This is a genomic window from Mesopusillimonas faecipullorum (assembly GCF_020539505.1).
Lineage (GTDB): Bacteria > Pseudomonadota > Gammaproteobacteria > Burkholderiales > Burkholderiaceae_B > Mesopusillimonas > Mesopusillimonas faecipullorum.
In genome coordinates this window covers 47,600-73,081 of sequence record NZ_JACDXW010000005.1, presented here as the reverse complement: position 1 = coordinate 73,081, position 25,482 = coordinate 47,600, and the positions used below count along the sequence as shown (strand labels likewise).

General features: G+C 58.9%; 26 protein-coding genes. 10 read left to right on the top strand and 16 right to left on the bottom strand.

Going from position 1 to position 25,482, the window contains the following annotated elements; genetic code table 11:
• Positions 1 to 4 precede the first annotated feature (4 nt).
• The gene (locus H0484_RS10445) at positions 5 to 1,162 is read right to left on the bottom strand and encodes an ABC transporter substrate-binding protein (protein ID WP_226954579.1); all 1,158 of its coding nucleotides are present in this window, start codon (positions 1,160 to 1,162) and stop codon (positions 5 to 7) included.
• Between the two features lie 179 nt (positions 1,163 to 1,341).
• Between H0484_RS10445 and hutC the strand changes: the two genes are divergently transcribed.
• From hutC to H0484_RS10430, 3 genes are all read left to right on the top strand, one after another.
• Positions 1,342 to 2,082, top strand: coding sequence for a histidine utilization repressor (hutC, locus tag H0484_RS10440; RefSeq protein WP_390624832.1), 741 nt, complete (start codon positions 1,342 to 1,344; stop codon positions 2,080 to 2,082).
• Positions 2,083 to 2,172: 90 nt separating this feature from the next.
• Entirely contained in the window at positions 2,173 to 3,111 is a 939-nt protein-coding gene (locus tag H0484_RS10435; RefSeq protein ID WP_226954577.1) for a metal ABC transporter solute-binding protein, Zn/Mn family, read from the top strand.
• Positions 3,112 to 3,122: 11 nt separating this feature from the next.
• Entirely contained in the window at positions 3,123 to 4,745 is a 1,623-nt protein-coding gene (locus H0484_RS10430; protein ID WP_226954576.1) for a Na/Pi cotransporter family protein, read from the top strand.
• Positions 4,746 to 4,770: 25 nt separating this feature from the next.
• On the opposite strand, the gene H0484_RS10425 is transcribed toward H0484_RS10430, so the two are convergent.
• Entirely contained in the window at positions 4,771 to 5,100 is a 330-nt protein-coding gene (locus H0484_RS10425; protein ID WP_226954575.1) for a YegP family protein, read from the bottom strand.
• Positions 5,101 to 5,308: 208 nt separating this feature from the next.
• On the opposite strand from H0484_RS10425, the gene H0484_RS10420 reads away from it, so the two are divergent.
• Positions 5,309 to 5,677: a diacylglycerol kinase gene (locus H0484_RS10420; protein WP_226954574.1), complete on the top strand. Its 369-nt coding sequence runs from the start codon at positions 5,309 to 5,311 to the stop codon at positions 5,675 to 5,677.
• Positions 5,678 to 5,772: 95 nt separating this feature from the next.
• Here H0484_RS10420 and H0484_RS10415 read toward each other — a convergent pair whose 3' ends face one another.
• The 8 genes from H0484_RS10415 to H0484_RS10380 all read right to left on the bottom strand — a co-directional run bounded on the left by H0484_RS10415 (position 5,773) and on the right by H0484_RS10380 (position 13,042).
• Positions 5,773 to 6,939 carry a linear amide C-N hydrolase gene (locus H0484_RS10415; protein WP_226954573.1) on the bottom strand — a complete coding sequence of 389 codons (1,167 nt, stop codon included), beginning with the start codon at positions 6,937 to 6,939 and terminating at the stop codon, positions 5,773 to 5,775.
• Between the two features lie 170 nt (positions 6,940 to 7,109).
• Positions 7,110 to 7,880: an ABC transporter permease gene (locus tag H0484_RS10410; protein ID WP_226954572.1), complete on the bottom strand. Its 771-nt coding sequence runs from the start codon at positions 7,878 to 7,880 to the stop codon at positions 7,110 to 7,112.
• Position 7,881: 1 nt separating this feature from the next.
• Complete coding sequence (locus H0484_RS10405) at positions 7,882 to 8,652, bottom strand: ABC transporter permease (RefSeq protein ID WP_226954571.1); 771 nt, start codon at positions 8,650 to 8,652, stop codon at positions 7,882 to 7,884.
• Complete coding sequence (locus H0484_RS10400) at positions 8,645 to 9,409, bottom strand: ABC transporter ATP-binding protein (protein WP_226954570.1); 765 nt, start codon at positions 9,407 to 9,409, stop codon at positions 8,645 to 8,647. Before H0484_RS10400 ends, H0484_RS10405 begins: the two co-directional genes overlap by 8 nt.
• An 88-nt stretch (positions 9,410 to 9,497) precedes the next feature.
• Positions 9,498 to 10,430 (bottom strand): ABC transporter substrate-binding protein, encoded by a 933-nt coding sequence (locus tag H0484_RS10395; protein ID WP_226954569.1) that lies wholly within the window; start codon positions 10,428 to 10,430, stop codon positions 9,498 to 9,500.
• Between the two features lie 33 nt (positions 10,431 to 10,463).
• A complete protein-coding gene (locus H0484_RS10390; RefSeq protein WP_226954567.1) occupies positions 10,464 to 11,219 on the bottom strand; it encodes a glutathione S-transferase family protein in 756 nt (251 codons plus the stop codon).
• Between the two features lie 13 nt (positions 11,220 to 11,232).
• Positions 11,233 to 12,033, bottom strand: a complete 801-nt coding sequence (locus tag H0484_RS10385) for a cyclase family protein (RefSeq protein WP_226954566.1) — start codon at positions 12,031 to 12,033, stop codon at positions 11,233 to 11,235.
• A 19-nt stretch (positions 12,034 to 12,052) separates the two neighbouring features.
• Positions 12,053 to 13,042 carry a fumarylacetoacetate hydrolase family protein gene (locus H0484_RS10380; protein ID WP_226954564.1) on the bottom strand — a complete coding sequence of 330 codons (990 nt, stop codon included), beginning with the start codon at positions 13,040 to 13,042 and terminating at the stop codon, positions 12,053 to 12,055.
• 194 nt (positions 13,043 to 13,236) lie between these two features.
• Here H0484_RS10380 and H0484_RS10375 point away from each other — a divergent pair, with 194 nt between their 5' ends.
• Positions 13,237 to 14,154 carry a LysR family transcriptional regulator gene (locus H0484_RS10375; protein WP_226954558.1) on the top strand — a complete coding sequence of 306 codons (918 nt, stop codon included), beginning with the start codon at positions 13,237 to 13,239 and terminating at the stop codon, positions 14,152 to 14,154.
• Positions 14,155 to 14,187: 33 nt separating this feature from the next.
• Here H0484_RS10375 and H0484_RS10370 read toward each other — a convergent pair whose 3' ends face one another.
• The gene (locus H0484_RS10370) at positions 14,188 to 15,501 is read right to left on the bottom strand and encodes an MFS transporter (RefSeq protein ID WP_226954556.1); all 1,314 of its coding nucleotides are present in this window, start codon (positions 15,499 to 15,501) and stop codon (positions 14,188 to 14,190) included.
• A gap of 42 nt (positions 15,502 to 15,543) precedes the next feature.
• Positions 15,544 to 16,743 (bottom strand): Bcr/CflA family multidrug efflux MFS transporter, encoded by a 1,200-nt coding sequence (locus H0484_RS10365; RefSeq protein WP_226954554.1) that lies wholly within the window; start codon positions 16,741 to 16,743, stop codon positions 15,544 to 15,546.
• Between the two features lie 225 nt (positions 16,744 to 16,968).
• Between H0484_RS10365 and fabG the strand changes: the two genes are divergently transcribed.
• Positions 16,969 to 17,712, top strand: a complete 744-nt coding sequence (gene fabG, locus H0484_RS10360; RefSeq protein WP_226954553.1) for a 3-oxoacyl-ACP reductase FabG — start codon at positions 16,969 to 16,971, stop codon at positions 17,710 to 17,712.
• A gap of 19 nt (positions 17,713 to 17,731) precedes the next feature.
• On the opposite strand, the gene H0484_RS10355 is transcribed toward fabG, so the two are convergent.
• The gene (locus H0484_RS10355) at positions 17,732 to 18,514 is read right to left on the bottom strand and encodes a class II aldolase/adducin family protein (RefSeq protein WP_226954552.1); all 783 of its coding nucleotides are present in this window, start codon (positions 18,512 to 18,514) and stop codon (positions 17,732 to 17,734) included.
• A gap of 21 nt (positions 18,515 to 18,535) precedes the next feature.
• Positions 18,536 to 19,540, bottom strand: coding sequence for a ketopantoate reductase family protein (locus H0484_RS10350; protein ID WP_226954551.1), 1,005 nt, complete (start codon positions 19,538 to 19,540; stop codon positions 18,536 to 18,538).
• 281 nt (positions 19,541 to 19,821) lie between these two features.
• Between H0484_RS10350 and H0484_RS10345 the strand changes: the two genes are divergently transcribed.
• The gene (locus H0484_RS10345; protein WP_226954550.1) at positions 19,822 to 20,871 is read left to right on the top strand and encodes an XdhC family protein; all 1,050 of its coding nucleotides are present in this window, start codon (positions 19,822 to 19,824) and stop codon (positions 20,869 to 20,871) included.
• Entirely contained in the window at positions 20,868 to 20,996 is a 129-nt protein-coding gene (locus H0484_RS15175; protein WP_255644816.1) for a hypothetical protein, read from the top strand. The genes H0484_RS10345 and H0484_RS15175 overlap by 4 nt, the downstream gene beginning before the upstream one ends.
• 9 nt (positions 20,997 to 21,005) lie before the next feature.
• Here the strand turns inward: H0484_RS15175 and H0484_RS10340 are convergent, their stop codons facing one another.
• Both H0484_RS10340 and ubiA read right to left on the bottom strand, forming a co-directional pair.
• Positions 21,006 to 22,280 carry a putative Na+/H+ antiporter gene (locus H0484_RS10340; protein WP_226954549.1) on the bottom strand — a complete coding sequence of 425 codons (1,275 nt, stop codon included), beginning with the start codon at positions 22,278 to 22,280 and terminating at the stop codon, positions 21,006 to 21,008.
• 7 nt (positions 22,281 to 22,287) lie between these two features.
• A complete protein-coding gene (ubiA, locus tag H0484_RS10335) occupies positions 22,288 to 23,208 on the bottom strand; it encodes a 4-hydroxybenzoate octaprenyltransferase (protein ID WP_226954546.1) in 921 nt (306 codons plus the stop codon).
• Positions 23,209 to 23,362: 154 nt separating this feature from the next.
• Between ubiA and H0484_RS10330 the strand changes: the two genes are divergently transcribed.
• Positions 23,363 to 23,650, top strand: a complete 288-nt coding sequence (locus H0484_RS10330; protein ID WP_226954545.1) for an FmdB family zinc ribbon protein — start codon at positions 23,363 to 23,365, stop codon at positions 23,648 to 23,650.
• Positions 23,651 to 23,684: 34 nt separating this feature from the next.
• Positions 23,685 to 25,478: an aspartate--tRNA ligase gene (aspS, locus tag H0484_RS10325; RefSeq protein ID WP_226954544.1), complete on the top strand. Its 1,794-nt coding sequence runs from the start codon at positions 23,685 to 23,687 to the stop codon at positions 25,476 to 25,478.
• The last annotated feature ends 4 nt before the right edge of the window (positions 25,479 to 25,482 follow it).

Genomic DNA, 25,482 nt, shown 5'->3' with positions numbered 1-25,482 from the left:
AATGCTATTTGGATGCGCGCGTGGGTGCTGCGAGCAGAACGGGGTCGGAAATCGTGGAGTGGTGACGCCACGCCTTGTCTTTCACGACTTGAACTTGGATATCCGTGTCGACTTCATGCAAGTCGTTGAAGGTAAGTTTGCCGCTGGGGGTTTCGTAAGTGCCTTTGGCAATCACGTCGCGCAATTCGGCGCCGCCCTTGCCGCCTGTTTGGCGTAGGCCATCAAGCAAAATGGACATGGCGCTGTAGGCGGCGGCGCCCACCATATCGGCCCCATGGCCTGCGGCTTTCTGGAAGTCCTCCAGAAAGGCCTTGGTGACAGGTACCTGGGAGTCCCGGTCTAGCGTGGTGGTGATGATGACGCCTTCGGCAGCGGGGCCGGCGATTTCGATGAACTTGTCGCCGTCAAAGCCTTGCTGGCCGATAACCGGTGCGGTAACGCCGGCGGCACGCAGTTGCGACACAAATGGGCCGGCAGTGAAGTAATAGCCCGATGCGTAGATGGCCTCGGGGTTGTCGGCCTTGATCTTGGCAACCAGTGGCCCGAACTGACGGTCGGCCAAGCCATACTCGTATTCGCTGACGATATCCAGATCGAACTTAGGCGCCACTTCTTTGAAGCCGGCGCTTAGTGCCTGACCGAAGTCGTTCTTCATTGTGACCAGGGTGACGCGTTTGGCACCCAAATCATTGATTAACTTGGCGCCACCTTTGCCTTGTACTTCTCCCATCATCGTGACGCGAAATACATAGTCGCCTGCCTGTGTCACACTGGGGTCTATGGTGTAGGCCGCCACGTAAGGAACGCCAGCGCTTTGGAAAATGCCTGCGGCTGCGCGCGATGCGGCAGAGTAGGAACCCGAAACCGCACCTACGACTTTGTCGCGTTCGATCAGGCGCGTGGAAACGGGTACCGCCTCTTTGGCGGAAGCCTGATCGTCATAGACGATGAGCTCGATTTTCTCGCCATTGATGCCGCCTTGGGCATTGGCGCGCGCGACTGCCAGCTCGGCGCCGTGCAGCGCGGATTTGCCATCGAAAGCCGCAAAGCCCGTCAGGGGCACGTTGAAACCGACTTTGATGTCGGCCCAAGCGCCGGCGGAATAGGTGGACCCAGCCACGCACAGCGATAAGGCCAAGGCTTTAAGGGGGAATCGAATCATGAGTTGTCTCCGGTTGCAGGTCTAGTTGCGGTCAGTGGGAAAAGCAGGCAAAAATGGCTGCCTTTTCCACTGAACAGTATTTTTTTTCCTCAAATCAGTGTAAGTTGTATATACAAGACGTACAAGAACCTCACGCCCTGTTTTATGTCCGTGAAAACACCTAGGAGACCCCGCTCGTGATCGACAAAAAGCCGGTGCGCAAAAAGAAAGCGACGCCCGAGGGGAGTCGCGTGCCGCAGTACGAGCGCATCAAGCTGTATTTGCTTGAGCAGGTGCAGGCGGGGTATTGGAAAGAAGGCGAGGTGATTCCCGCCGAGGAAAGCCTGGCCGTGGAGTTTGGTGTTTCGCGCATGACGGTGAACCGCGCGATTCGCGAGTTGACCGCCGAAGGCGTGCTCAGCCGACGCCAGGGTGCGGGCACCTATGTGGCACAACAAAAGTATCAAGCCACCTTGGTAGAAATCAAGAGCATCGCAGATGAAGTGAGAGCACGTGGCCACCGCTACCGCAGCCAATTGCACGTGCTCGAAGAAATGCCTGCTTCGGTGGCGTTGGCCGAGAAATTTGGGCTCAAAACCGGCCAGTTGCTCTATCACTCCATCATCGTGCACTTTGACAACGACGTGCCCATACAAGTAGAAGACCGCTGGACCAACCCCGCCATCGCGCCCGACTACATGAAACTGGATTTCGCCGCCACCACCCCTAACGAATACCTGATGGCCGTAGCCCCTTTGCAGCGGGTGAACTACCGTATCGAGGCCGTGATGGCGCCGGATGCCGTGGTCGCCATGCTGGGAAGCTCCCAGCGCGAGCCTTGCCTGGTGCTGCATCGCAAGACCTTCTCATTCAACCAAGTGGCCTCTGTGGTCACCATGTGGTATCCGGGTAGCCGCTATCAGTTCGAGGGCAGTTTATAAGCGTCTGATTTGTTACTATATAACATTCATCGGAGTGCTTCGCCCTAAGGCGATGATCGACGTACGGCTCATAGCAAGGAAAGCAATCTCATGCGCGTTATACAAAGGTTCTCCACATTGGTGGCGCTGTTTTGCTTGCTAGGAGGCGGCCTTGCGCATGCTGCCCCGATTAAAGTCGTGGCCAGCTTTTCTATCTTGGGTGACTTTGTGCGCCAGGTGGGCGGCGACCGCGTCGAACTGACAGTGATCGCCGGGCCAGGCCAGGATGCGCATGTCTACGAGCCCAGGCCTGCCGATGTGGCGGCTGTGTCGAGGGCGGATCTTATCGTCGTCAACGGCTTGCATTTCGAAGGCTTTCTCGAAAGGCTGATCAAGGCCGGCGCGGGTAAGGCTCCCGTGGCTGCGCTAAGCGCCGGCGCAGCATTGCTACCGGCTGACGCGCAACATGACGAGCAACATCATCATCATGTTGATAACAAAGATGATGACCACGAACATCATGATCCTCATGCTTGGCAGTCTGTGCCAAATGCACAAATCTATATACGCAACTTGGCACAGGCGCTGTGCGATGTCGACAATGAGGGTTGCGATACTTACCGCGCCAACGCGCAGGCCTACGTCACTCAGTTGGGCGAATTAGATGCAGAGTTGCGAGCATCATTGGGTAACCTGGCTGCACAAGAGCGTAGCTTGCTAACCGCCCATGCGGCGTTCCGGTATTTCGGCCATACCTACGGGCTGTCATTTTTATCGCCTACGGGTGTCTCCACCGATGCGGAAGCCACGGCTGCCGATATGCGGCGCTTGGTCGAGCAGTTGCGCCAGCAAGAGGTGGCCGCCATCTTCCTGGAGAAGAACGCGAACCCGCGGCTGGTGCAGCGCTTGGCCAGTGAAACCGGCATGAAAGTGGGCGGCTTGTTATATGCCGACACGCTTTCTGCGCCGGGCGGCGAGGCCGACACCTATCTGGATATGATGCGCCACAACGGTCGCACCATTGTGGCCGCCATCCGTAAACAGCCCTAACGAGACTCGCTATGCAGATGGCATTTCAATTGCTCGGCGGCATGGGCCTGTTTTTGATCGGTATGGCCTTGCTCAGCGACGGCCTCACCCAGTTTGCGGGCGATGCCTTGCGGCGTGCCTTGCTGCGATTCACCGGGTCGCCGGTCAAGGCGTTTACATCGGGGGCGTTGATCACCCTGGTGGTGCAGTCTTCAACCGCCACCACCGTTACGCTGATAGGTTTCGTCAGTGCCGGGCTGATAGGCTTTGCGCAAGCCTTGGGCGTGGTCATGGGCGCCAGTTTGGGAACCACCGGAACCGGCTGGATAGTCTCTACTTTAGGTCTGAAGATAGACCTGGGTTTTTATACGATGCCTTTGATAGGGCTGGGGGCGTTGGCGCGCTTGCTGGCTCGCGGGCGCTGGCGACACATGGGTGGGGCACTGGCCGGCTTCGGCATGTTGTTTGTCGGCATAGGTACCATGCAAGAAGGCATGATGGGAGCCAATGAATGGTTCTCCTTGTCGGACATGGACGGCAGTAGCTGGGGCGGACGTGCCGTTGCATTGTTGATAGGCTTGCTGATGACGGTGTTGCTGCAGTCTTCCACCGCCACCGTGGCAGCCACCTTGACGGCGCTGGACACCGGGGCCGTGGATTTCGAACTGGCGGCAGTGGTGGTCATTGGTGCCGCCATAGGCACAACGATGACAGGGGTGTTGGCGGCCTTGGGGGGCTCCTTGCTTGCCAAGCGCACGGCATTGGCGCACGTGGTGTTCAACTTCACCAGTGGGTTGATTGCGATGCTGCTATTGCCCTTGTTGCTGGCTGTGCTTGATTTCGCCCAGCATCATTTGGGGCTAGAGCCTGGGGGCGTGAGTCTGGCGGCGTTTCATACGCTGTTTATTGGCTTGGGTGTGGCGTTATTCTTGCCCCATGCTGACTGGTTTGCACGTCGTATCGAACGTTTATTGCCCGAGCGCGGCGATTCTCCCACGCGTCAGTTGGATAGCTCTCAGTGGCAAGTGCCGGCCTTGGCCTTGGCCGCTTCCGGGCAATCATTGCAGGCGATTGCCCGAGGGCAGCTGCACATGTTGAGCCAAGTGTTTGAATATACGCCGGGTGAAGCGCCCCTGGCCAAGCACATTGCTCCGTCCGAGCTCTCCGCAATGGAAACCTCATTGCGCACCGTGCAAGAGTACTTCACGCATATTCCTGCCTCCGGGGATGATAATGAGTTGGCCGCTCAACGTTTGCGTCAGATGCACGTGCTGGATCACCTCTTGCGCTTGCAGGCTCGGGCAGCAGTGCTGCCTGGCCTAGACGCTGCGGCCAGTACGGCTGAATTGGCGCAGGCGCGTGCATTGTTTACAGATATGTTGAAGCAAGCCTCGGCTATGGTGGCGGATGATGGAGCAGCACCGTTGCTGCAAGAGGCCGACGCGCTGGAGGAACCGGCTGAACAGATTGCGCAGTTGCGCCAATTGACACGTCGCCGTGTCATGCAGGAAACCGCGCAGGGTGAGCGTGAGCCAGGGGAAGCCCTGCACACGCTGGATACCATGTTGTGGTTGCAACGTTCTGCCCACCATGTATGGCGCGTGTGCCACTATCTGGCCCAGGCGCCCACTGCTGATGCAGACGAGACGCCCTGATCTGGATGCCGGGCTAGGCTTGCGCTCAGCCCTCGTCTTTAATGATCTCTGAAGATCCGTTGAGTTTCACCGATTCAATCCCGCCATTGCGCGACGGTTCTGTACGGTACATCTGACTCACGCCTATGGTTTGCCCGTTCGCGGCAGTCAATGTGAAGTAAAAGCGCTCGTCCGCCGCCACCTTGCGTTGGTAGCGATCGTCGTTGGGCGAGTTGGTGCGGACGGACGCAATGCCGTTCAGAGCCGAAGCTTTGCTGGTATAGCGCTCACTGGTCAGGATGACCTCGTGGTTGCCGGCTTTGAGGTTGAACATATACTGGCTGCCGCTGCGTTTGAGCTCGTAATAGCCGCCCATGAGTATTCTCCTGACGATGCTTGAGGCTGGGATCTACCCGTGCATAGCTATAGTATGAAGCAGGCGCTGCGAGGCTTGGCATTGAATCGTTAAAAATGACAATGCTTGTCATTCAGCACCCTGAAAGCAGCATACTGCGGCAATATGTCAGGATTTTTGCGTTTCCAAATTCGTATTCGCGAAAGAGCGATGCGTTACGATATGCGCCATGGTTTCCACATTCAAAAGCACCTCGGGCTGGCGGCGAATCACCCGGGCCTGGGGCTATTCCCTCAATGGCCTGCGCGCCGCATTTCGTCACGAAGCAGCGTTTCGTCAAGAACTGCTGTTAGTGGTGATATTGACGCCGCTCGCGTTTCTGGTGGGCGACAGCCCTTTGCAGGTGGCGCTGTTGCTTATCAGCCTGCTGGGTGTGCTGATCGTTGAGCTGCTGAACTCGGCAGTCGAAACCCTGGCTGATGCGGTGTCGGTAGAGCATCACCCGCTGATAGGCCGCGCCAAAGACATAGGTAGTGCCGCAGTACTGCTGGCCATTGTTGGCGCAGCCGGTATTTGGCTGACCGTGTGGCTGTTTTAATGACCAACTTGCCGCAGCTTGCGCGGAGGTGAGCCGCTTTGGGCGGCCCGAGCTTGCTTGTGCCGATAGCCCCCTTGTTACAGGGGGCTTGTCATTTATTTAGCAGCAATCAGCGCGGCGGAGCCATCGCGCATTTCGGCAACGATGTCCTTCAAAGGGACTTTTTTCAATTCTTTGAGTTGACCCAGCTCTTTCAGGTCAAAGCGTACATAGTTGATGCCGTAATAGGGGCGCACAAACATTTGCTGTTGGCGCAGATCTATCAGCGACGTCCACGAGGTGTACTCCGAGGTGTATGTCCACTCGCCATTGACGCCGGGAGCGGTCATGTTGACGAGTTGCTCTTTGAAGCGTTCGTCTATGGTGATGCCACGTGGCCGGTCGAAGTTGTTCATGACGTGAGCCAGCGTTTGTATGGCTTCGGTCGGGTTGCGGCCTTTTTCGGCGAATTGCGAGTAATACACAGCCCGCACGAAACGGCCTACCGAGGTATTAGAGGCGGGTAAAGCGACGGTGGCGATGCCCGAGTCTGGCTGCGAGAACTCGCGTCCATTCAAGGTAATGGTGGACTGGTCCTTGTTGCTCAGGAATGTGTAGTTGTCCAGGTTGGTCATGTGCCACTGGAACTCAGGCCCGTTGGTCATGACGCCGACCGGGTTGTCGTGCACTTGCTGCTTGCCGTTGGCGAACTCGATGACGATGGAAGCGCCGCTTGCGTCGTGCAGTGTGTAATGAAAAGGCGTTTTCATCATGCCCAGAGGCAGCAGGGCGGTGACGAGCACGGGTTGCGTTTCCAGTGCGGCCTTCACTTCGGCGACGGTCGAGAATTGCGACAAGGTCCAGGCCCCCAGGTCGATGGCGGCCAAGACGGCTTGGGTCTGCTTGACCATGTCTGCCGGGCCCTTGGTGCTGGCAAAAGCCAATAACGCAAAGGAAAGCCCTTTATCGTTGACGCCTTCGGTGATTTTCAGGCTGCCGTTCAACGGGTCGTTGACGCCGATAGAGACAAAGGCGTGTTTGGCGGTGAAATCCAGCACATGATGTTGGTCGGCCTTGGAGCCGAAAGACGTGCCCACGGGCACGTAGGCCATTTCATAAGGCAGCTCCATGGGCAGCTCCATGGTGCGTCCCGCATACGGGGCGCCGTTCATGTCGCGATACAGCAGCGAGGTGCAGGCCTGCGCGGTCAGGGGCGCGGCGGCGGTGGCAACTGCCAGCAGGCAGGCCAGGGCGGAACGGCGTAGCGTAAGAGGGCGTTTCATATCGAAGCTCCGTGTCGAGAGTGAAGATCCCGCCTGCAATATATACCAATAGCCTGCAAGAACTGACACCTCTCTTGCGTCTTTCTGCAATTCGCGTGGTGCCGGATTCGGTCTTTCGCGCGCGCGTCGTACTGCAACCGCAGGTCTATGGTCGGCGGCGGGTGTGACGCTCAGCGCTGCGGCTGCATCCAACGCAAGAAGTGTTTTTCGACCTTGGCCAGCAGCAGGTTGGCCACCAGGCCGACCACCCCTAGCAGCAGGATGCCGGCAAACAGCTCGCCCGCCCGGAAGGCGCGTGCCGCCAGCAAGACAGCCTGGCCCAGACCGGCTTGCGAAGACAGCATCTCACCGACGATGGCGATGATCAGCGCGACCGTCATCGACAGCCGCATGCCGGCCAGGATGTCGGGCAATGCGCTGGGCAGGCCGATCTTCAGGATGAATTGCAGACGTCCCAATTGCAGCGCGGTGGCGACTTCCCTCAGCCGTGGTTCCACCGACGCAAAGCCATGGATGGTGGCCAGCAGTACCGGCCACATGGAGCCAAAGGCCACGACGAACAGGATCATGGTGTCGCTGAGGCCGAAGATGGCAATGGCCAGCGGCATGATGGCCGATGCGGGCAAGGGGCGGATGAATTCCAGTGTCGGTTGCAGCCAGGGCCTGATGGTTTGGGAAATGCCGATCAGGGCGCCCAGGGCAATGCCGATCAGCGAGGCCAGCAGCCAGCCTACCAGCATGCGTTGCACGGTGCCGCCGGTGTAGGCCAGCAGATCGCCTTGGCTCAGGCCGCGCACCAGCGTGTTCCAGGTGGTTTCCGGTGTCGGCAGGAAGGCGCGGCTGACCCAGCCTTGATGACTGGCAAGCCACCACAGGCCGACAATGGCAAGCAGCAACAGCAGGGAGTCCAGTGCGATGCGCAGACGTTGCAGCAAGGTCATGTCAGGCACCTCCCATCTTGCGGTCGGCGACCCGGCCCAGCCAGGCTGCGCCTTCGTTGATGGCATAGCCGACGATGGCAATCCAGAAGAGCCAGGCCAGCATCAGGTCGGGTTGCATGCTTTGCTGGGCGATCATGATGGCGTAGCCCATGCCATGCGGGTTGACGACGATTTCTACGGTAACGGCCACGACCAGCGCAATGGCGACCGACAGGCGCAGCGCGACGAAAAGCCGGGCGGCAATGGCCGGCAGGATGATCTTGGTCAGGCGGGCGTAGGGGCGCAGCTCCAGTGCATGCGCCACCTCGAACAACACAGGGGGAATTTGCCGGGTGGCCGACTGCGTCAGGATCAGGATGGGCCAGACGGTGGAGAACGCGATGATGCTGACTTCAAGCGACAGGCCGAAGCCGAAGAGCATCATGGCCAGTGGAATCAAGGCGACCGACGGGATGGTACGCAGGAATTCGATGGAAAAAAATGAAGCCTGCGCCGCACGTCGGGACAAGCCCAGCCAGACGCCCAGCAGGACGCCGATCACGGCTGCCATGGCTAACCCCAGGGCAGCGCAGAACAGCGTAAAGCCGGTGACGACGAACAGCGAACCATCGGCCAGGGCTCCCCAGAAAGCCAACAGGGCTTGGCTGGGCGGTGCGATGACATCGCTATTGGGTGCGGCCAGCCGGGCGTAAGCCTCCAGGCCGGCAATGGCAATCAGAGGGAAGGCCAGGGCTTGGAAAATTTGCTTGATGCGCATGCGTGCCTCAGCCATGACCCAGGTATTGATACAGTTCGCGGCGCAGGCGCAGGAACTCGGGTTCTTCTTTCGTCGCCAGTTGGTCGCGCGGTTTGGGCAGCTCGACATCGATCAGTGCCGCCAGGCTGGGCGCCTGAGCGGTGGGGTTGGCGCGCAAGGCCACCACGCGGTCCCCCAGATAGATGGCCTCTTCCAGATCGTGGGTCACGAACAGTACGGTCAACCGGGTTTTGGCGACCAGTTCCAGCAAGGCATCTTGCAGACCTTCGCGCGTCATGGCGTCCAATGCGCCGAATGGCTCGTCCATCATCATGAGCTCGGGCTTCTGCGCCAGGCAGCGGGCAATTTGCACGCGTTGCTGCATGCCGCCGGACAATTGGCCGGGAAATTTCTTGGCATGAGCGGCGAGGCCGACGGTCTCCAGAACCTCGTAGATAGCGTCGCGGTGCTGCGATACCGGCGTGCCAGCAGCCTCCAGCGCCAGTGCCACATTGCCTTCGACGGTGCGCCAGGGCAGCAGGGCGCGGCCATAGTCCTGGAAGACGAAGGCCACTTCGCGTGACGGCCCGGTGATGGGCCGACCGTTGTGACGGACTTCGCCGCCGGTGGCGTTTACGAAACCCGCCGAGGCGCGCAGCAAGGTCGTCTTGCCGCAGCCTGAAGGCCCGATGATGGAGATGAATTGGCCTTTTTCGACGTGGAACGACGTGGGCGACAGGATTTCCCTGCCGCCCAGCTCAATGCCGACCCGGTCAAACTCAAGAATGCTCATGGGAACTCTGTTTCCTTTTCAGCGAACGATGCTGCAGGCCGAAGCGGCTCCGGCCTGCAGACAGTTCTGGGCGATGCGTAGCGCCGGTTTATTCGGCGACGAGGGCCTTCAGGTCGGGGGCGCGTTCCAGCATGTTCTGTTCGCGCATGGTGTCGGCCCAGAATTGCAGCTCATCGCTGTTCAGGGCGACTTTATAGCTGGGCTTGGCCAGTTTGGCCAGGACGGGGGCGGGGATCTTCAGATACTTGCCCATGTCGGCCTGGGCTTCCTCGGGGTTGGCGGCGGCAAATTCCAGGGCTTCGGACAGGGCGGCGCGGAAGTCTTCGATGGCCTTGCTGTTTTTCTCTTGCCACGAGCGCGTCGTCATGTACAGCATGTTGGAGAAACCGGCGGGCAGGTCAGGCGCCAATTGCGACAGCAAGGTGCCGGAACCGCTGTCCACGATGCGGCCCAGGAACGGGTCGGCCGTTACGGCAGCGTCGATGCTGCCGCCCTTGAGCATATCGCCCATCTGCGGGAAGGCCCCTTCCACAAAACTGACCTGGCGCGGGTCGACGCCTTGATCGCTCAGCCATTTGCGGCCAATGATATGCAGGGCGGCGTTCAGGCCGGGAACGGCGATCTTCTTGCCTATCAGGTCGGAGGCCTGGGTGATCTTGCCGTCATTGCGCACGACCAGGCCAATGGCTTTGGAGTCTTTGCTGTGTACGCTGGTGCCGGCAATGCCGACCATTTCCAGGCCGCTGTCGTTGGCCTGTAGCAGGACAGGGCTGGCAGCGCCTGCAATCTGCACCGAGCCCGATTGCAGGGCGGCAGGCATGACGCCGCTCAGGGCGAGTTGCTGCGGCGTGACGTCCAAACCGCGTTTGCTGAAGAAGCCGCGCTCCTTGGCGACGAAGACGGGCATGAACTCGGAGACGGCGGTGTAGGCCACCGTGATCTTGGTCTGGGCGACGGCTGCGGTGGCCCCGAGGGACAGGGACAGCGTCAGCATGGAGATGAGTTTGGTTGAGATTTTCATGAGTAGGCTCCTCGAAGCGTGGTTCTTATGGGTTTATTGCCCGAGACCGGGCAGGACGCCGGTATCGGGTGGCAAGGTCAGGCGGCTGCCGGGGGGGAAGGCCGCCTCGAAAGCAGGGCGGGCGGTGATGCGTGCATACCAGTCGGCCAGGCGCGGGCGGTCAGACCACAGCGGCGCATAGCCCAGGTCTTCCATGCGCACGATGACGGGCAGCATGCTGATGTCCGCCAGCGAAAAGTCTTCGCCGTTGAGCCAGGGGCCGTGCGCCAGCGCGGCTTCCATGCGCTGGAAGGACTGCTCCAGTTGCTCCCAGGCTTGGGCAAGATCTTGCGCGCTGAAGCCCTCCGGGCCGATGCGCAAGTACATATGCTTGCGCAAGGGGCGCTGCGCCGCGAGGTCTTCCAGGACAGGCCGGGGCAGGTGGCGCAGCCCTTTGCCAAACACATAATGGAAGGAGGGGATGCGTGTCGCGGCGGAAGGGACTTCGTCGATGTAATGCGTCCAGGCGCGCATGCGGGCCAGACGCACCGGGTCGGCGGGGCGAAGCGCCTGCGCAGGAAAGACGTCCTCCAGATATTCCATGATGACGGAGGAGTCGTGAATGGCCTGCCCGTTGTGTACCAGCGATGGGACGAGCCCATTGGGATTGATGGCCAGGTATTCGGGCGTCAGGTGTTCGTTGTCCGGCAGCGAGATGCGGTGTTCCGTCCAGACCAGGCCTTTCTCGGCCAGGGCCATGCGAACCCGTTGGCTACAGGTGGAAATCAGGGCGTGATATAGCGTCAACATGGTGTGCTCCCGTTCAGCTCGGCATGAGGGTGGCATCCAGGATGGCGACGGCCCGAGTCCAACCGGCGGATGCCGCCCGGATCTTGTGCGGGAAGCAGCTGATGAGAAAGCCGTCGGCCGGCAGGGCTTCAAGATTGTGCAGCTTTTCCAGATGACAGTAGCCGATATCGCGGCCTGCCTTGTGGCCTTCCCAGAGCAGGCTGGTGTCGCCGGTTTCGCGGAAGCGCTCTGCCGTGTACTTGAAAGGCGCATCCCAGCTCCAGGCATCGGTGCCCGTCAGTCGCACGCCGCGCTCCAGCAAGTACATGGTGGCTTCATAGCCCATGCCGCAGCCGGCATTGATGTAGTCGTTATGGCCGTAGCGTTCGCCGGCACGGGTATTGACCACGACGATTTCCAAGGGCTGCAGCCTGTGGCCGATGCGCTTGAGTTCGGCATCGACCTCGGCGGCAGAAACCACATAGCCATCTGGCAGATGGCGGAAGTCCAGCTTCACGCCGGGCTGGAAACACCATTCCAGCGGCACCTGATCGATGGTGATGGAAGGCTTGCTCTCGCCCAGCTTGGCATCCATGGTCGAGTGGAAATGCCAGGGGGCGTCCAGATGGGTGCCGCTGTGCGTGGTGAGCCGTACCCATTCGGCTGCGGCGGCCTCGCCGTCAGGGAAGTCCTCCGGGCGTGTGCCCGGCAGCAGCGCGGTGAACTCACCGATGGTGTCCTGGTGCGTTTGATACTCGATACGCGGCGCCAATGGCGGCGGGTCCGAGAGCACGTCGTTTTCAAGATAGATGGAAAGGTCGATGAATCGTCGCATGGAAGGCTCTGTAGCAGGTTCAGTCCTGGGCGGGCAAGGCTTGTACGAAACGCTGTGCAATCGTTCCGAAAGGGCGCGAGCCATCGTCGGCAATCGCTTGCATGGTGACGCTTTCCCCAAATTGCAGAAAGCCGGTCACGGCCTGGCCCTGGTCTATCATTTCGATGGCGCGGCGCTCGGCAATGCAGGCCGAGCCGGCACGGCGGTCCTTGTTGGATACCGTCCCCGAACCCACGATGGTGCCGGCGCGCAGGCGGCGCGTGCGCGCGGCATGGGCAATCAGTTCATGAAAACCGAAATGCATCTCCTGACCGTTGGGCTGCCCGAACCATTCTCCATTGCGTTCGATGTGCAGCGGCAGGCAGACCCGGCCGTTACGCCAAGCCAGGCCGAGCTCGTCGGGTGTGACGGCTACCGGAGCAAAGCTGGAGGAAGGCTTGGCATTGATGAAACCAAAGCCGCTGCGGATCTCCACGGGGGTGAAGGCACGCAGGCTGACATCATTGATCTGCACGACAAGCCGAATGCGGCGTAGCGCTTGTTCCGGCGTACAGGCCATGGGGATGTCATCGGTGATGACGCCGTATTCGCCTTCGAAGTCGATGCCGTGCGCGACATCGGGCAAGGGAATATCGTCGCAGGGCCCGAGAAAGTCATCCGACGCGCCTTGGTACATCAAGGGGACGGTGTCCACATTGGGGATGGCAGGCAGCTTGAAGGCTTGCTCCATCAGGTAGCCATGGTTCAGGAAGGCGGAACCGTCGCACCACTGAGGCGCACGCGGCAGCGGTGCTGCCAGGGCGGTGGGATCGTAGGGCATGCCTGGCACGTGTCCGTCGTTCAGGGCCTGATAGCGTGCCTGCAGGGCATCGTGGCAGTTGGCCCATTGCTCCACGGCAGCCAGCAGGCTGGGGGCGATGTCTTGTGCAGGGGTCATGCGCGTCAGGTCACGCGACACGACGAGCAAGGCGCCATGCGCGCTGCCGTCGGCAAGCGAGGCGAGTTTCATGTCTGCTCCGTATGGTGATGTTTATGCTATCGTCGGCCCGAAATGTTACCGGCCTGGGGCGGTATTCTTGAAATCGTTTTTGGCGATGCCAGGTATCGTGGCCACTACGCTGTTGGGCGGATACGCTGCCGGAAGGTCTCTTTGTGGCAGCGCATCATCAGCGCCTTGAGTCAGGCAGAGACACACGGAAAGACATGAGATATCAACGAATCGATCTCAACCTTCTGATTGCATTGGACGTCTTGCTTAGCGAGTGCAATGTCACGCGGGCGGCAGAACGGCTGTGCGTGACGCAGTCCTCCATGAGCGGCATTTTGTCCCGGCTGCGCGAGTACTTCGAAGACCCTTTGCTGGTGCAGGTCGGGCGTCAGATGCGTTTGACGCCCTTGGCGGAAAGCCTGATGGAGCCGGTCAAGGACATCATCCTGCGCATCGACTCCACCATTGCGGCCCGGCCGGATTTCGAGCCGCAGAAAGCCAAGCGGCATTTCGTCATCATTGCTTCCGACTATGTTTCACGTGTCTTGTTGATGGGGGCTTTGCGCAGCATCAGCATGCTGGCGCCGGGATTGACGTTCGAGCTTCGCGCTACCTCGTGGCAGATGATCCAGGATCTTGAGCAAGGCCAGGCGGACTTCCTGATCACGCCCGCGCACTTCACCAGCAAAGACCATCCGCAGTGCACCTTGTTTGATGATACGTATCAGGTCGTGGTCAGCGCCGACAATCCCTTGTGCCAGGCGGGCGTGTCGTTCGATGACTTCATCGAGGCCGGGCATGTGGTGTACCAGCATCGCAAGAACGACAATCCATGGTTCGAGCAGTGGTATGCCAACCAGTATGGTTCGACGCGCCGCATCGAGGTCGTGACGCATGACTTCAGCCTGATACCGGGATTTGTCGTCGGCACAAAGCGCATCGCGACATTGCAGACAAGACTGGCGCGTTTGTTCAGCGAGACGGTGCCGGTGCGTTTGTTTGCGCCGCCGATGGAAACCCCAAGGCTGGTCGAAGTGATGCAATGGCACAAGTACCACGATGATGACCCAGGGTCGGCCTGGGTGCGCCAGCAGATCATGGCGGCGGCTGCCGCCATGGGGCCGGTGGCCTGAAAGGTAGAAAAACCTCGTGTCTTACCTGCCGGCTTAGCCCTTATAGCCTTGTGCAGGCCGCCAACCATATCTGGCCAATGGAATGCTTAACGCCAGGATGATGGCCAAGATGGCAGTCGCAGCCACGTAATGCGCTGGCGCCAAGGGGTCGCGCTGCAGCCAAAGCTGCGTCAGAACCGGGGTTAGGCCGCCAAATATGGCGTAAGAAACGTTGTAGGCAAAGCTAAGGCCCGAGTATCGAATGGCAGGCGGGAATGCGCGTGTGGACACGATGGGCATGGTAACGATGGCCCCGCAGAACAAGCCGATAAGGGCATAGTGCCATGCCAAGTCAAAGGCGCTGATGCCGGCCAGGTTGGAGTAGAACCAGTAGGCGCTGAGTGCCAAACCGCCCCAGGCAATCAGCATGGTGGGGCGCGTGCCCAGGCGGTCGGACATCCAGCCGAACAACACGCAGCCTAAGGTTAGCGTCAAGGTGGCCAGGCAGTTGGCTTCCAGAGCAGTGGTCGCGGGAATTTGGTACATACGCTGCAAGAGCGTGGGCGTCATCAGAATAACGACCACCACCGTCGTGGAAAGCGCCCAGGTCATGCCCGACGTTAGCAGGCAAGCCAGACGATGCTCACGAATAACCGTCTTGACGGGCATTTCATTGGCTAAAGCGCGCTGGGCGGCCAGCTCTTTGAAGATGGGGGTTTCGCTGAGAAAGCGGCGCAGGTAAACGGCGACGAAGCCGAATATGCCGCCCAGAATGAAAGGGATACGCCAGGCAAAATCCAGCACTTCCTGGGTGACGTAAACGCGGTTGATCACAATGGCAACAATAGACCCGAGCAGGATGCCGCCGGTGATGCCGGAAGTGAGTACGCCTATGCCCAGGCCATAGCGCTCTTTGGGCAAGTGTTCGGCTACGAATACCCAAGCGCCGGGCATTTCGCCGCCGATGGCAGCCCCCTGCAGCATGCGCATCAGTAGCAGTAGCAATGGAGCGGCCACACCTATGCTGGCGTAGGTAGGAAGAATGCCGATAACGAAGGTGGGCAACGACATCAAGAACACAGAGAGCGCAAACATGCGCTTGCGCCCGAGACGGTCGCCGAAGTGAGCGATGATAATGCCGCCTATGGGGCGGGCCAGATACCCAGCGGCGAAGATGCCTAGCGTTTGCAACTGCGCCATCCATTCCGGCATGTCGGGCGGGAAGAAAAGATGGCTGATCGTCACCGCGAAAAACACGAAGATGACGAAGTCGTAGAATTCCAGCGTACCGCCCAGTGCCGACAAGCTAAGCGTTTTGTAATCTTTGCGGTTCAGGGGGCGCGGTGTGGCTTGAGTAGCAGTGCTCATGGGCAGTAGGGGTAAATGGCCGGGATGACCGAGAAGCGGATTTTACCTCTCGCCGCCCGCTTGCTGTGGTTTTCGCCCTAGAAACCAAAGACTTGTGGCCAAAGACCCGCAAATGGCAAAGGCAATGGCCATAGGGTAAGCCGTGCCGTTCTGCGACATCGCCACCAAGCTGCTGACCACAAAGGCAAAGCTGAACTGCAAAGTCCCGATCAAGGCAGAGCCGCTTCCTGCGAATTTGCCGCTGGCAGACATGGCGATGGCGGCTGCGTTGGCGCCAATGAGGCCTAGCGAGGCCAAGGCAAACCATAGGGGTAGCAAAAGGACGATGAGGCTTGATGTGCCTGCCACGGCGGCCAGGATCAGGCCGGCAGCCAGGTTGACGAGCAAACCCACGGTCAGCATTTGCCGTGGCGTCCGGCGGCGCAGGCATATACGGTTCAACTGAGAGCCTATGCCTATGCCACAGGCGTTCATGCCGAACAGCCACCCGTAATGCTGTTCGCTGATATGGAACAAACCCATGAAGACGAAAGGTGAGCCGGTAATGAAGGAAAACATGCAGGCCAGTGCCAAACCGCCCACCAAGGCGGGCAAGATGAAGCTGCGTTGACGGCACAGCGACCAGTACACGCGCAACACATGGCGCAGATTCAGGGGTTGGCGCTTCTCGGGCTGCAGGGTTTCTGGTAGATAACGCCAGACCAGCAAGCCTACGCTGACGGCAAGCAGCAGAATCACCACGAAGATTGCACGCCATCCCGCCAATGCCAAGATCAGGCTGCCCAGCACCGGCGCCACTACGGGGGCGATCATCATCATGATCATCATTAACGACAATACGCGTGCGCCCTCTTGCTGCGAAAAAATGTCACTGATGACGGCGCGGGCGATGACCATACCCGCACAGCCTCCCAAAGCCTGAAGCAGTCGCAGGCTGATGAAGGTTTCGATGTCGCGGGTAAGGATGGCACCGATGGTAGCCAGACAAAACAAAGAGATGCCGAACAGTAGAGGGAGTCGCCGGCCAAAACGGTCTATCACTGGCCCGTACAGCGCCTGGCCTAGCGCCAGCCCCAAGAAAAAGGCCGACAGCGTGGTTTCAATGCGGCCGCTGCTGGTTTGAAAGTATTCAGTCATTTGCCCGAAGCTGGGCAGGTACATGTCGGTTGCCAGCGGGCCGAAGGCCGTCAGCATGGCCAAAATGATGATGAGGCGGGTATAGGATTTTTGTGTTGAGGCCATGGTAACGATGCAAGAAACTAGGGGCCGTATGCCCTGGCGTCGTTACAGGCGTATGCGCGGGCGTAAAAAAACGGGTGATGAAGTATAAGGGTTAATAGGAGTTGACGACCTATAAAACTATGGAAGCCTATGGGTTTTTCTAAATTTTATGGGCCTGCCCGCCTCGCGCTATGATGAGTATCAGTCTGCTTTTTTACCCCCTACCCAAGCTTACGGAGAACCCAATTGACGCGACTCGAAGGCAGGATAAGCATTATTACGGGCGGCGCAGCCGGCATTGGCCTAGCCACGGCGCGCAGGTTTGCTCAAGAGGGGGCCATCGTGGTGGTGTGCGACCGCAACACTGCTGCCGTGCAGGCTGCAGTGCAAGCACTTACCGCAGACGGCCATCAAGCTTTGGGCTATACGGTAGACGTTACCGATAGGGCCAGCATTGCCGCCATGATTGACGACGTGAAGGCGAAGCAAGGCCGCATCGACGTGCTGGTTAACAATGCCGGCATTACGCAAGATGCACGGCTGAGCCGCATGACGGAAGAGCAGTTCGATGCGGTGATCAACGTGAACCTAAAGGGGGTGTTCAATTGTACCCAGGCCGTGGCAGACATCATGGTCGAACAAGGTAGCGGCGTTATCCTTACCGCCTCCAGCGTGGTGGGCTTATACGGAAACTTTGGCCAAACCAACTATGCCGCCACCAAGTTCGGCGTCATTGGCTTTACCAAAACCTGGGCGCGCGAACTAGGCCCCAAAGGCATACGCGTCAATGCCGTTTGCCCGGGCTTCATCGAAACAGACATCCTCAAGACGATTCCCGAGAAAGTCCTGGAAAGTCTAAGGGCTACCAGTTGGCAGCGTCGCCTGGGGCAGCCCGAAGAAATCGCCAGTGTGTATGCCTTTCTGGCGTCAGATGACGCCAGTTACATCAACGGCACAACCATAGAGGTTTCAGGCGGGATGTCGCTATAAAACGCCAGGGCCTGGCGCTTTACCAGCTGGGCCCTTTATCAGCATGCATCTTGCGAATCATGGCGCTGAAGAATTTATCGGCAAAGCCGCTGTCGCGTATCAGCATGGCGGTCAGGTCGGCGCATTTTTCCCGGATATCGTTGGGGAGTTGCGTGTCAGGCCCAGGCAGGGCTGCGCCCGCGCATTGAATCTCTGCCGCACGTTGTACTGTCCAGAGCAGGAAGAAAGTTTTGGCAATGCTGCTTTCGGCCACCGCAATACCGTGATTGCGCAGCACCAGAATGTGTTTGTCCCCCAGGCTGGCCACCATGCGCGGCTTTTCTTCGTCAAACAGGGTAATGCCTTCAAAGGCGTGGTAGCCCACTCGCCCGTATAACTGCGCGCCATAGAAATTGTTGTAATCAAATCCCGCGCTTTTCTGGGCAATGGCCGAAACCGGTGTGGTGTGGGTGTGAATAATGCAGCGCACGTCGTCTCGTGCCTCATGCAGGGCCGCGTGCAAGGCAAACCCTGCCGGATTGCCGTCGTAAGGAGAGGGTTCGATTTTGTGGCCCTCCAGATCGATCTTGAGCAGGTTGGCGGGGGTGACTTCGGTGTAGTTCAAGCCGAAAGGGTTAACCAAATAATGGTGTGCCGGCCCCGGCAGACGCGCCGAAATATGATTGAAAATGGTTTCAGTCCACCCCATGTAATCAATCAAGTGATAACAGTGAGCCAAGTCGCAACGCAGCGCCCATTCTTCTTCGCTGCAATGTGCGGGGCGCGTGCAGGCTTGCTGCAAGTGTGTGTCTGGGGAGTTCATGAGGGCTCCTGATACAGTGGGTTAGCGGCGCTGAGAGGTGCCGCGATAATGGGCCATGGCAATGACGTCGCGCGCCGTGGGCATGGGTAAATGAATGGCATCGGCTAATTCAAGGACGGCATCGCCGATAGCGGCAAGTTCCAGGGGATTTCCGTGCTCGTAGTCTTGCAGCATGGAGGTGCGCACGGCCCCCATGGCAATGGTTTCCTTGATGATGGTGTCAGGGTCAAGCGGAATCCGCGCGCCATGCGCGGCGGCCAAGGTCAGGCCCTCAAATAGTATCTTGCGCGTAATGGGCAGCAGGCGCGGATCACCGTACATGGTGTTCAGGGTGGCGCCGGTAATCACGGACAGCGGGTTGGTAGTAAGGTTGGCGATGATTTTCATCCAGAGCGGATCACGAATCTGTGCGCTGTGGCGGCTTTCGATACCCGAGGCGTTCAGCACGTCGACAATGTCTTGCACCCGTTGTGACTCGGTGTGGTCGATTTCACCCAAGATGAGCAGTGCCGGAGTATTGGAGACCACGCTGCCTGGGCCCACGCGTTCCGCCGTCATGAATTGCACGACGCCTACCACTTGTGCCGAAGGCAGCAAGGCACGTAGCCGACCTTCTGGGTCTACGGATTTGACCCGCCTGCCGTCTTGGCCCGGCAGGCGCTCAAAATACCACCACGGCACACCGTTAACCATGGGCACGATGAGTGTTTCCGGCCCTATCAAGGGGGTGGCGGCTTGGGCTAACCCCACCAAGTCGTGCGACTTGGCACACAGAAATACGATGTCTTGGGAGCCCAGGGTGTGGGCGTCATCGCTGACCGTAACGGGAACTTGATAGGTTTCTGCTTGACGCCGTAATTCGATACCTTGACTTTGAATGGCCTGCAGGGTGGAGCCTCGCGCGAGTAGGCTGACTGCTTGGCCGGCATGCGCCAATATGGCGGCCAGGGTGCAACCTATGGCACCCGCGCCCGCTACGGCTATGCGTGGGGAACTTTGCTTGTTTGAAAGGGGATCTTTGGACATGCTTACAATGGCTCATAAGGGTTAGCGACATTGCCATTTGCGACGCTAACATAGGGTGAAAAGGCGTGGTGTCGCTTGAATCAGACACTGGCGCTCAAGCACAATGCTGCGCGCTCACGCAAGGGCCGGGCCGATTGTGCCGGCCGCATTTGCATCCAGGCTGGGGTGCGCGCACAATAAAGACGGCCTATGTGTTTTAGAATTAAGCTAAGTTACTCAGCTTGCTGAGCAAATATTCTTAGGTGGGCGACGTCGCCAGACGACCATGCCCAGGAGACGAAATGGACAATCTTGATCTCGTCGTATTGCGTACTTTGCGCGATTGGCGCTCATCGGGAAAACGAGCCATCTTGACCACCATTGTGCGTACTTGGGGCTCTTCCCCCAGGCCGGTGGGGTCCATCATGGCCTTATGTGAAGACGGCTCCGTCGTGGGCTCCGTCTCGGGTGGTTGTATCGAAGACGACCTTATCCATCGTTACACGCAGGCCTACGCCAGCGGCGACGAAACCCGCATGCCTGCGGGGGCACCCCAATTACTCAAGTACGGCATAGAGGCCGATGATGCGCATCGTTTCGGCCTGCCTTGTGGCGGCACTTTACAGTTGCTGCTTGAGTTCGATCCTGATGCCGAATCCCTTGCCAACATCGTGACGCGTCTTGAGCAGGGGCAGTTGGTACGGCGTGTGGTGTCGCTTTCCGATGGCGAGGTGTGCCTAGAGCAAGCCGACAAGCCCGACGAGCTCGTCCTCAGCGAAGTGCAGTTGACCAACACCTTTGGGCCTGAATACCGCATGTTGCTGATTGGTGCAGGGCAACTGGCCGAGTATTTGGCCAGTATGGCGTTGTCTACGGGCTTCTCGGTGGTGGTTTGCGACCCTCGTGTCGAGTATCGCGGTGCATGGTCCGTTCCAGGAGCCAAGGTAGTGTCCGAAATGCCCGACGACGTTGTGCGTGAATTTCGCCCCGACCTTCGCACTTGCATTATTACGCTCACGCATGACCCCAAGCTAGACGACCTGGCGCTGCTGGAGGCCTTGGATACTCCAGCCTTTTACATAGGGGCCATTGGCTCCCGTTTGAACAATACTTTAAGGCGCGAGCGCCTTATCGAGCATTTCGAAGTCAAGGAAACTGCTTTGGCGCGTCTGCGTGCACCCGTAGGCATCTACATAGGCAGTAAAACCCCTGCCGAAATTGCCGTCAGCATCATGGCGGAAGTATTGGCCGTGAAAAACGGCGTGCCCTTGCCCGCCGACCTTGCCGTTGCCGCGGCCAAAGATCTACATGGCGTGCCGCCTGATGGCGGCAGTGTGAGTTGTGCGATATGACGACAGGTGAGTGGCTGGTGGCCGTGCTTTTTGGTGTCGGGCTGGTTTGCTCGTTGACGCTGTTGGTATGGCTGATGCGCTTGGTGCGCCGAGAGGGCGGCATTAGGCGCTCTCGGCAAAAGTAAGCACGGTTCTTAAAACAACAGAAACATGCCTGCTGACACCAAAGTAGGCACCGCCGCCGCGCCCAGCAGCTTGAGCGGCGAAATCGAACCGTCGGGGAATTGGCTTTTCAGGATGGCGAAGCCGGCTGGGTTGGGGGCGTTGGCAATCACCGTCAGGCCGCCGCCGGTAACCGCACCCGCCACCAACATATAGCGCCAGGCTTCGCTGGTGCCCTCTACCAAAGAGCCCAGATAGGTCAGGGCGGCATTGTCGGTAAGAGCAGTCAAGGCCGTGGCACCCCAAAATAGTACAGTGGGTGGCAGACCGCCCAGCAAGTCTTGCAACCACCATTGCTGCATGCCGCCCAGCACCACCAAGCCCGCCAGAAAGAATCCCACCATCAGGCCTTCTTTGATAAGCAGGCGGTTCTGGTAGTGCTTGTACGATTCTGCATAGCCTATGAACATCATGAGCGTGGCCAAAAAGACTACCGGGTGGTGTGCGGCCAGCACAATGGTTACAAGAAAGATCAGGTGTATGGCCATCACGCTAAGCGGTACCCGCGTTTGGGTGGTGTCCGCTTGAGCGTCTTCCTGGCTTAGCCCTACTTCGCCGCGCAACAGCAACTTACGGCAGATCAGTGTAACCAGTGCAGCATTGATGCAAACCGCCACGGCTGCACGCCAGCCAAAGTGCGTGAGCATGTAGGTGCTGTCCCAGCCAAATGTGTTCGCAACCATCAGCACGGGTGGTGCGGCATAGGCCGTCAGGACGCCGCCTATCGACACATTCACGAACAGTACGCCTAGCGTTAGGTACTTGAACCCGGCTTGGCCGCTACGTTGAAAATATTGTTTGCGCAGCATCAGTGCTGCGAGTGTCATCGCTGCAGGCTCAGTGATCAGTGAGCCTACAAGAGGAATCAGGGCCAGCGTCAGAAAATAGAGGGATAAGGCACGTGGTAGCGGGAGCAAGCGTGCCACGTGGCTGACCAAAGCTTGTACCAGCTCAAGAATGGGGCGGCTGGCCGCCACCACCATGATGGCAAAGACAAAGGCGGGTTCAGTGAAATTGCGCGTATCCAGGTACGAAATTGCTTTGTCCAGCCCGGTCAGCAAAGCCATACTGACGATAAGCACGAAGGCCCAGACGCCGAAGACGGCTTCGACCTCGGCCAACATATGCCACAGGCCAGCATGCGGGCCATGGCGATTGGCCAGGCGGGCAAAGAAAGGGACGGAAAAAGTATGAATAATGGCCAGCGCGAACAGCAGCGTGGCAACTAGCGAAACGGCATCAGGCATAGGAGTTTTAGACGAGTAAAGTGCCGACCAGGCAGGCGGCAATGAGCATGACGCCGGCGGCCATATTGGCACGGAATAACTGAAAATTCCGGTCGGGGCGCTGCAGGTTGAAGACGCTTACCTGCCAGATGAAATGCAGGCCGATCAGGATAAGCACAGCGTAGTAAGACCAGTGTAAACCCAGCAGCACGCCGGCCCAGACCCACAAAGCCCAAGTGGCGACGTAAAAGCCGCCTATCCACTGCTTGCCCTTGTCGCCAAACAGAATGGCGGTGGATTTCATGCCCATCTTGATGTCGTCGCGGATGTCGGCATAGGCATACAAAGAGTCATACCCGACTTGCCAGCACACGGCACCCAGCCAGAATAGCACCGCAGCCAGCGGCACAATATTCTGGGTGTCTGACCATGCCATCAACATTCCCCAATTGAAACCTATGCCCAGCACCACTTGAGGCCAGTGGGTAAAGCGTTTGCACAAGGGGTATATGGCCACGATGGGCAGCAAGGCCACCGCCAGCCAGCGGCTGTATTCGTTGATGGCAAACAGCAGCACGGCGCACAGCAGTAATTGACCTAGCAGAAAATATAAGGCGTTTTTCAGTGTTAGCTGACCGCTGGTCAAGGGACGAAAGCGGGTGCGCTCGACTTGGCTGTCAAGGTCGCGATCCCAAATGTCGTTGATGGTGCAGCCCACGCCGCGCATCAGCAGCGCACCCAGCGAAAAAATGAACAGACGCCAAAGCGTGGGCCATCCATCAGCCGCCAGTGCCAGTGCGGCCAGGCAAGGAAGCAGGGTGAGCCAAGTGCCCACCGGGCGATCAAGCCGGCATAAGCGTGCGTAGGGTTGCCACGCGCGCGGGAGCCAGCGATTCACCCAATCGTCGTGAGAAATGTCAGAAAGGTCGGGGTGGGAAGGCGTTTGCATGGCGCAAGAATACCGCAAGATGCGAGGACACTGCCATGTTTCCCCCTGTAAAAAACGCTAAAATGCCGGGTTGTTCAAGAAATAACCCGGGCTGAGCCCGGCGCTCGGCTTGGGGGTTGTGCCTGCCCCGGGGCGGTTTGGAAGGATTCGTACCATGCCTATCTACGCTTATCGTTGCAACGCATGCGGTCATGCGCAGGATGTACTTCAAAAGATGTCCGATCCCGTTTTGACGGACTGTCCCGAATGCGGGAAAAGTACCTTCGCCAAGCAGGTCACTGCTGCAGGCTTTCAACTGAAGGGTTCGGGATGGTATGTCACAGACTTCCGTAACGGCGGTGGTAGCGCCGGCGCATCGGGTGGTTCGGGTGAAAGTGCCTCAAGCACTGCCGCCCCGGCCGGCACGGCCAGTACTTCCAGCAGCGCCGGCACCGACGCTTGAACTTTTCACAAATATTGATACGGAGTATTCCTACATGCGTACCTGCTACACCGGTGAGGTTGGCCGCGAATATCTGGACCAGACCGTCACCCTGTTCGGCTGGGTGCATCGTCGTCGCGACCATGGCGGTGTGATTTTCATCGACCTGCGCGACCGTGCTGGTCTGGCCCAGGTCGTTGTCGACCCCGACAACGTCGAAGCCTTTGCCACCGCCGAGCGCATTCGTAACGAATACTGCTTGCGTATCACCGGCTTGGTGCGTTTGCGCCCCGAAGGCACGAATAATTCCGAGCTGGCTTCCGGTGAAATAGAAATCCTGTGCCGCGAGATCGAAATCCTGAATGCGTCGGTCACGCCGCCGTTCCAGCTCGATGACGACAATCTGTCCGAGACCACGCGCCTGACGCATCGTGTTCTCGACCTGCGTCGTCCGCAGATGCAGCGCAATCTTATGCTGCGCTATCGGGTTTCCATCGAAGTGCGCAAATACCTTGATAGCCTGGGCTTTATCGATATTGAAACGCCCATGCTGACCAAGAGCACGCCCGAAGGCGCACGCGACTACCTCGTGCCCTCGCGCGTCAACCCCGGCCAGTTCTTTGCGCTGCCCCAGTCGCCGCAGCTGTTCAAGCAGATGCTGATGGTGGCTGGCTTTGACCGCTACTATCAAATCACCAAGTGCTTCCGCGACGAAGACTTGCGCGCTGATCGCCAGCCTGAATTCACCCAGATCGACTGCGAAACCTCCTTCCTCAACGAAGAGCAGATTCGCGAGATCTTCGAAAACATGATGCGCCACGTGTTCCGCGAAGTGCAGGGTGTCGAACTGCCGGCGGCCTTCCCCGTCATGAGCTGGGACGAAGCCATGCGCCGTTTCGGTTCCGATAAACCCGATATGCGCGTCAACCTTGAGTTCATCGATGTAGACGATCTCATGAAAGACGTGGATTTCAAGGTGTTCTCGGCACCGGCCAACGACCCGGCTTGCCGTGTGGTGGCACTGCGCATACCGGGCGGCGGCAGCCTGCCGCGCAGCGAGATCGACGCCTACACCAAGTTCGTCGGTATCTACGGCGCCAAGGGCCTGGCCTATATCAAGGTCAATGATGCGGCCTCGGTGCCCGAAGGCTTGCAATCGCCCATCGTCAAAAATATTCACGAGCAGGCGCTTAAGCAATTGCTCGAACGCACCGGTGCGCAAAATGGCGACCTGATCTTCTTTGGCGCGGACAAAACCAAAGTGGTCAACGATGCCATGGGTGCTTTGCGCGTCAAGATCGGTCATAGCGATTTCGGTAAAGCCAATGGCTTGTTCGTTGCCGGCTGGCAACCTTTGTGGGTCATCGACTTCCCCATGTTCGAATACGACGAACAGGAAGGCCGTTATTTTGCTGCCCACCATCCCTTTACCAGCCCCAAAGACGGCCACGAGGAATTGCTCGAGAGCGATCCTTCCAAGGCTCAGGCCAAGGCCTACGACATTGTGCTCAACGGCTGGGAAGTCGGTGGCGGTTCGGTACGTATCCACCGTGCCGACGTGCAAAGCAAGGTGTTCCAGGCGCTCAATATCGGCGAAGAAGAAGCCCGCGAGAAATTCGGCTTTCTGCTTGATGCCTTGCAGTATGGCGCACCGCCCCATGGCGGTGTGGCGTTCGGCCTCGACCGTCTGGTAACCCTGATGGCCGGTGCAGATTCCATCCGCGATGTGATCGCCTTCCCCAAAACGCAGCGCGCGCAAGACTTGCTTACGCATGCTCCGTCGCCGGTAGACGAGAAACAGCTGCGTGAACTGCATATTCGTTTGCGTGCCATCGAAGGCCAGCAGTAAACAC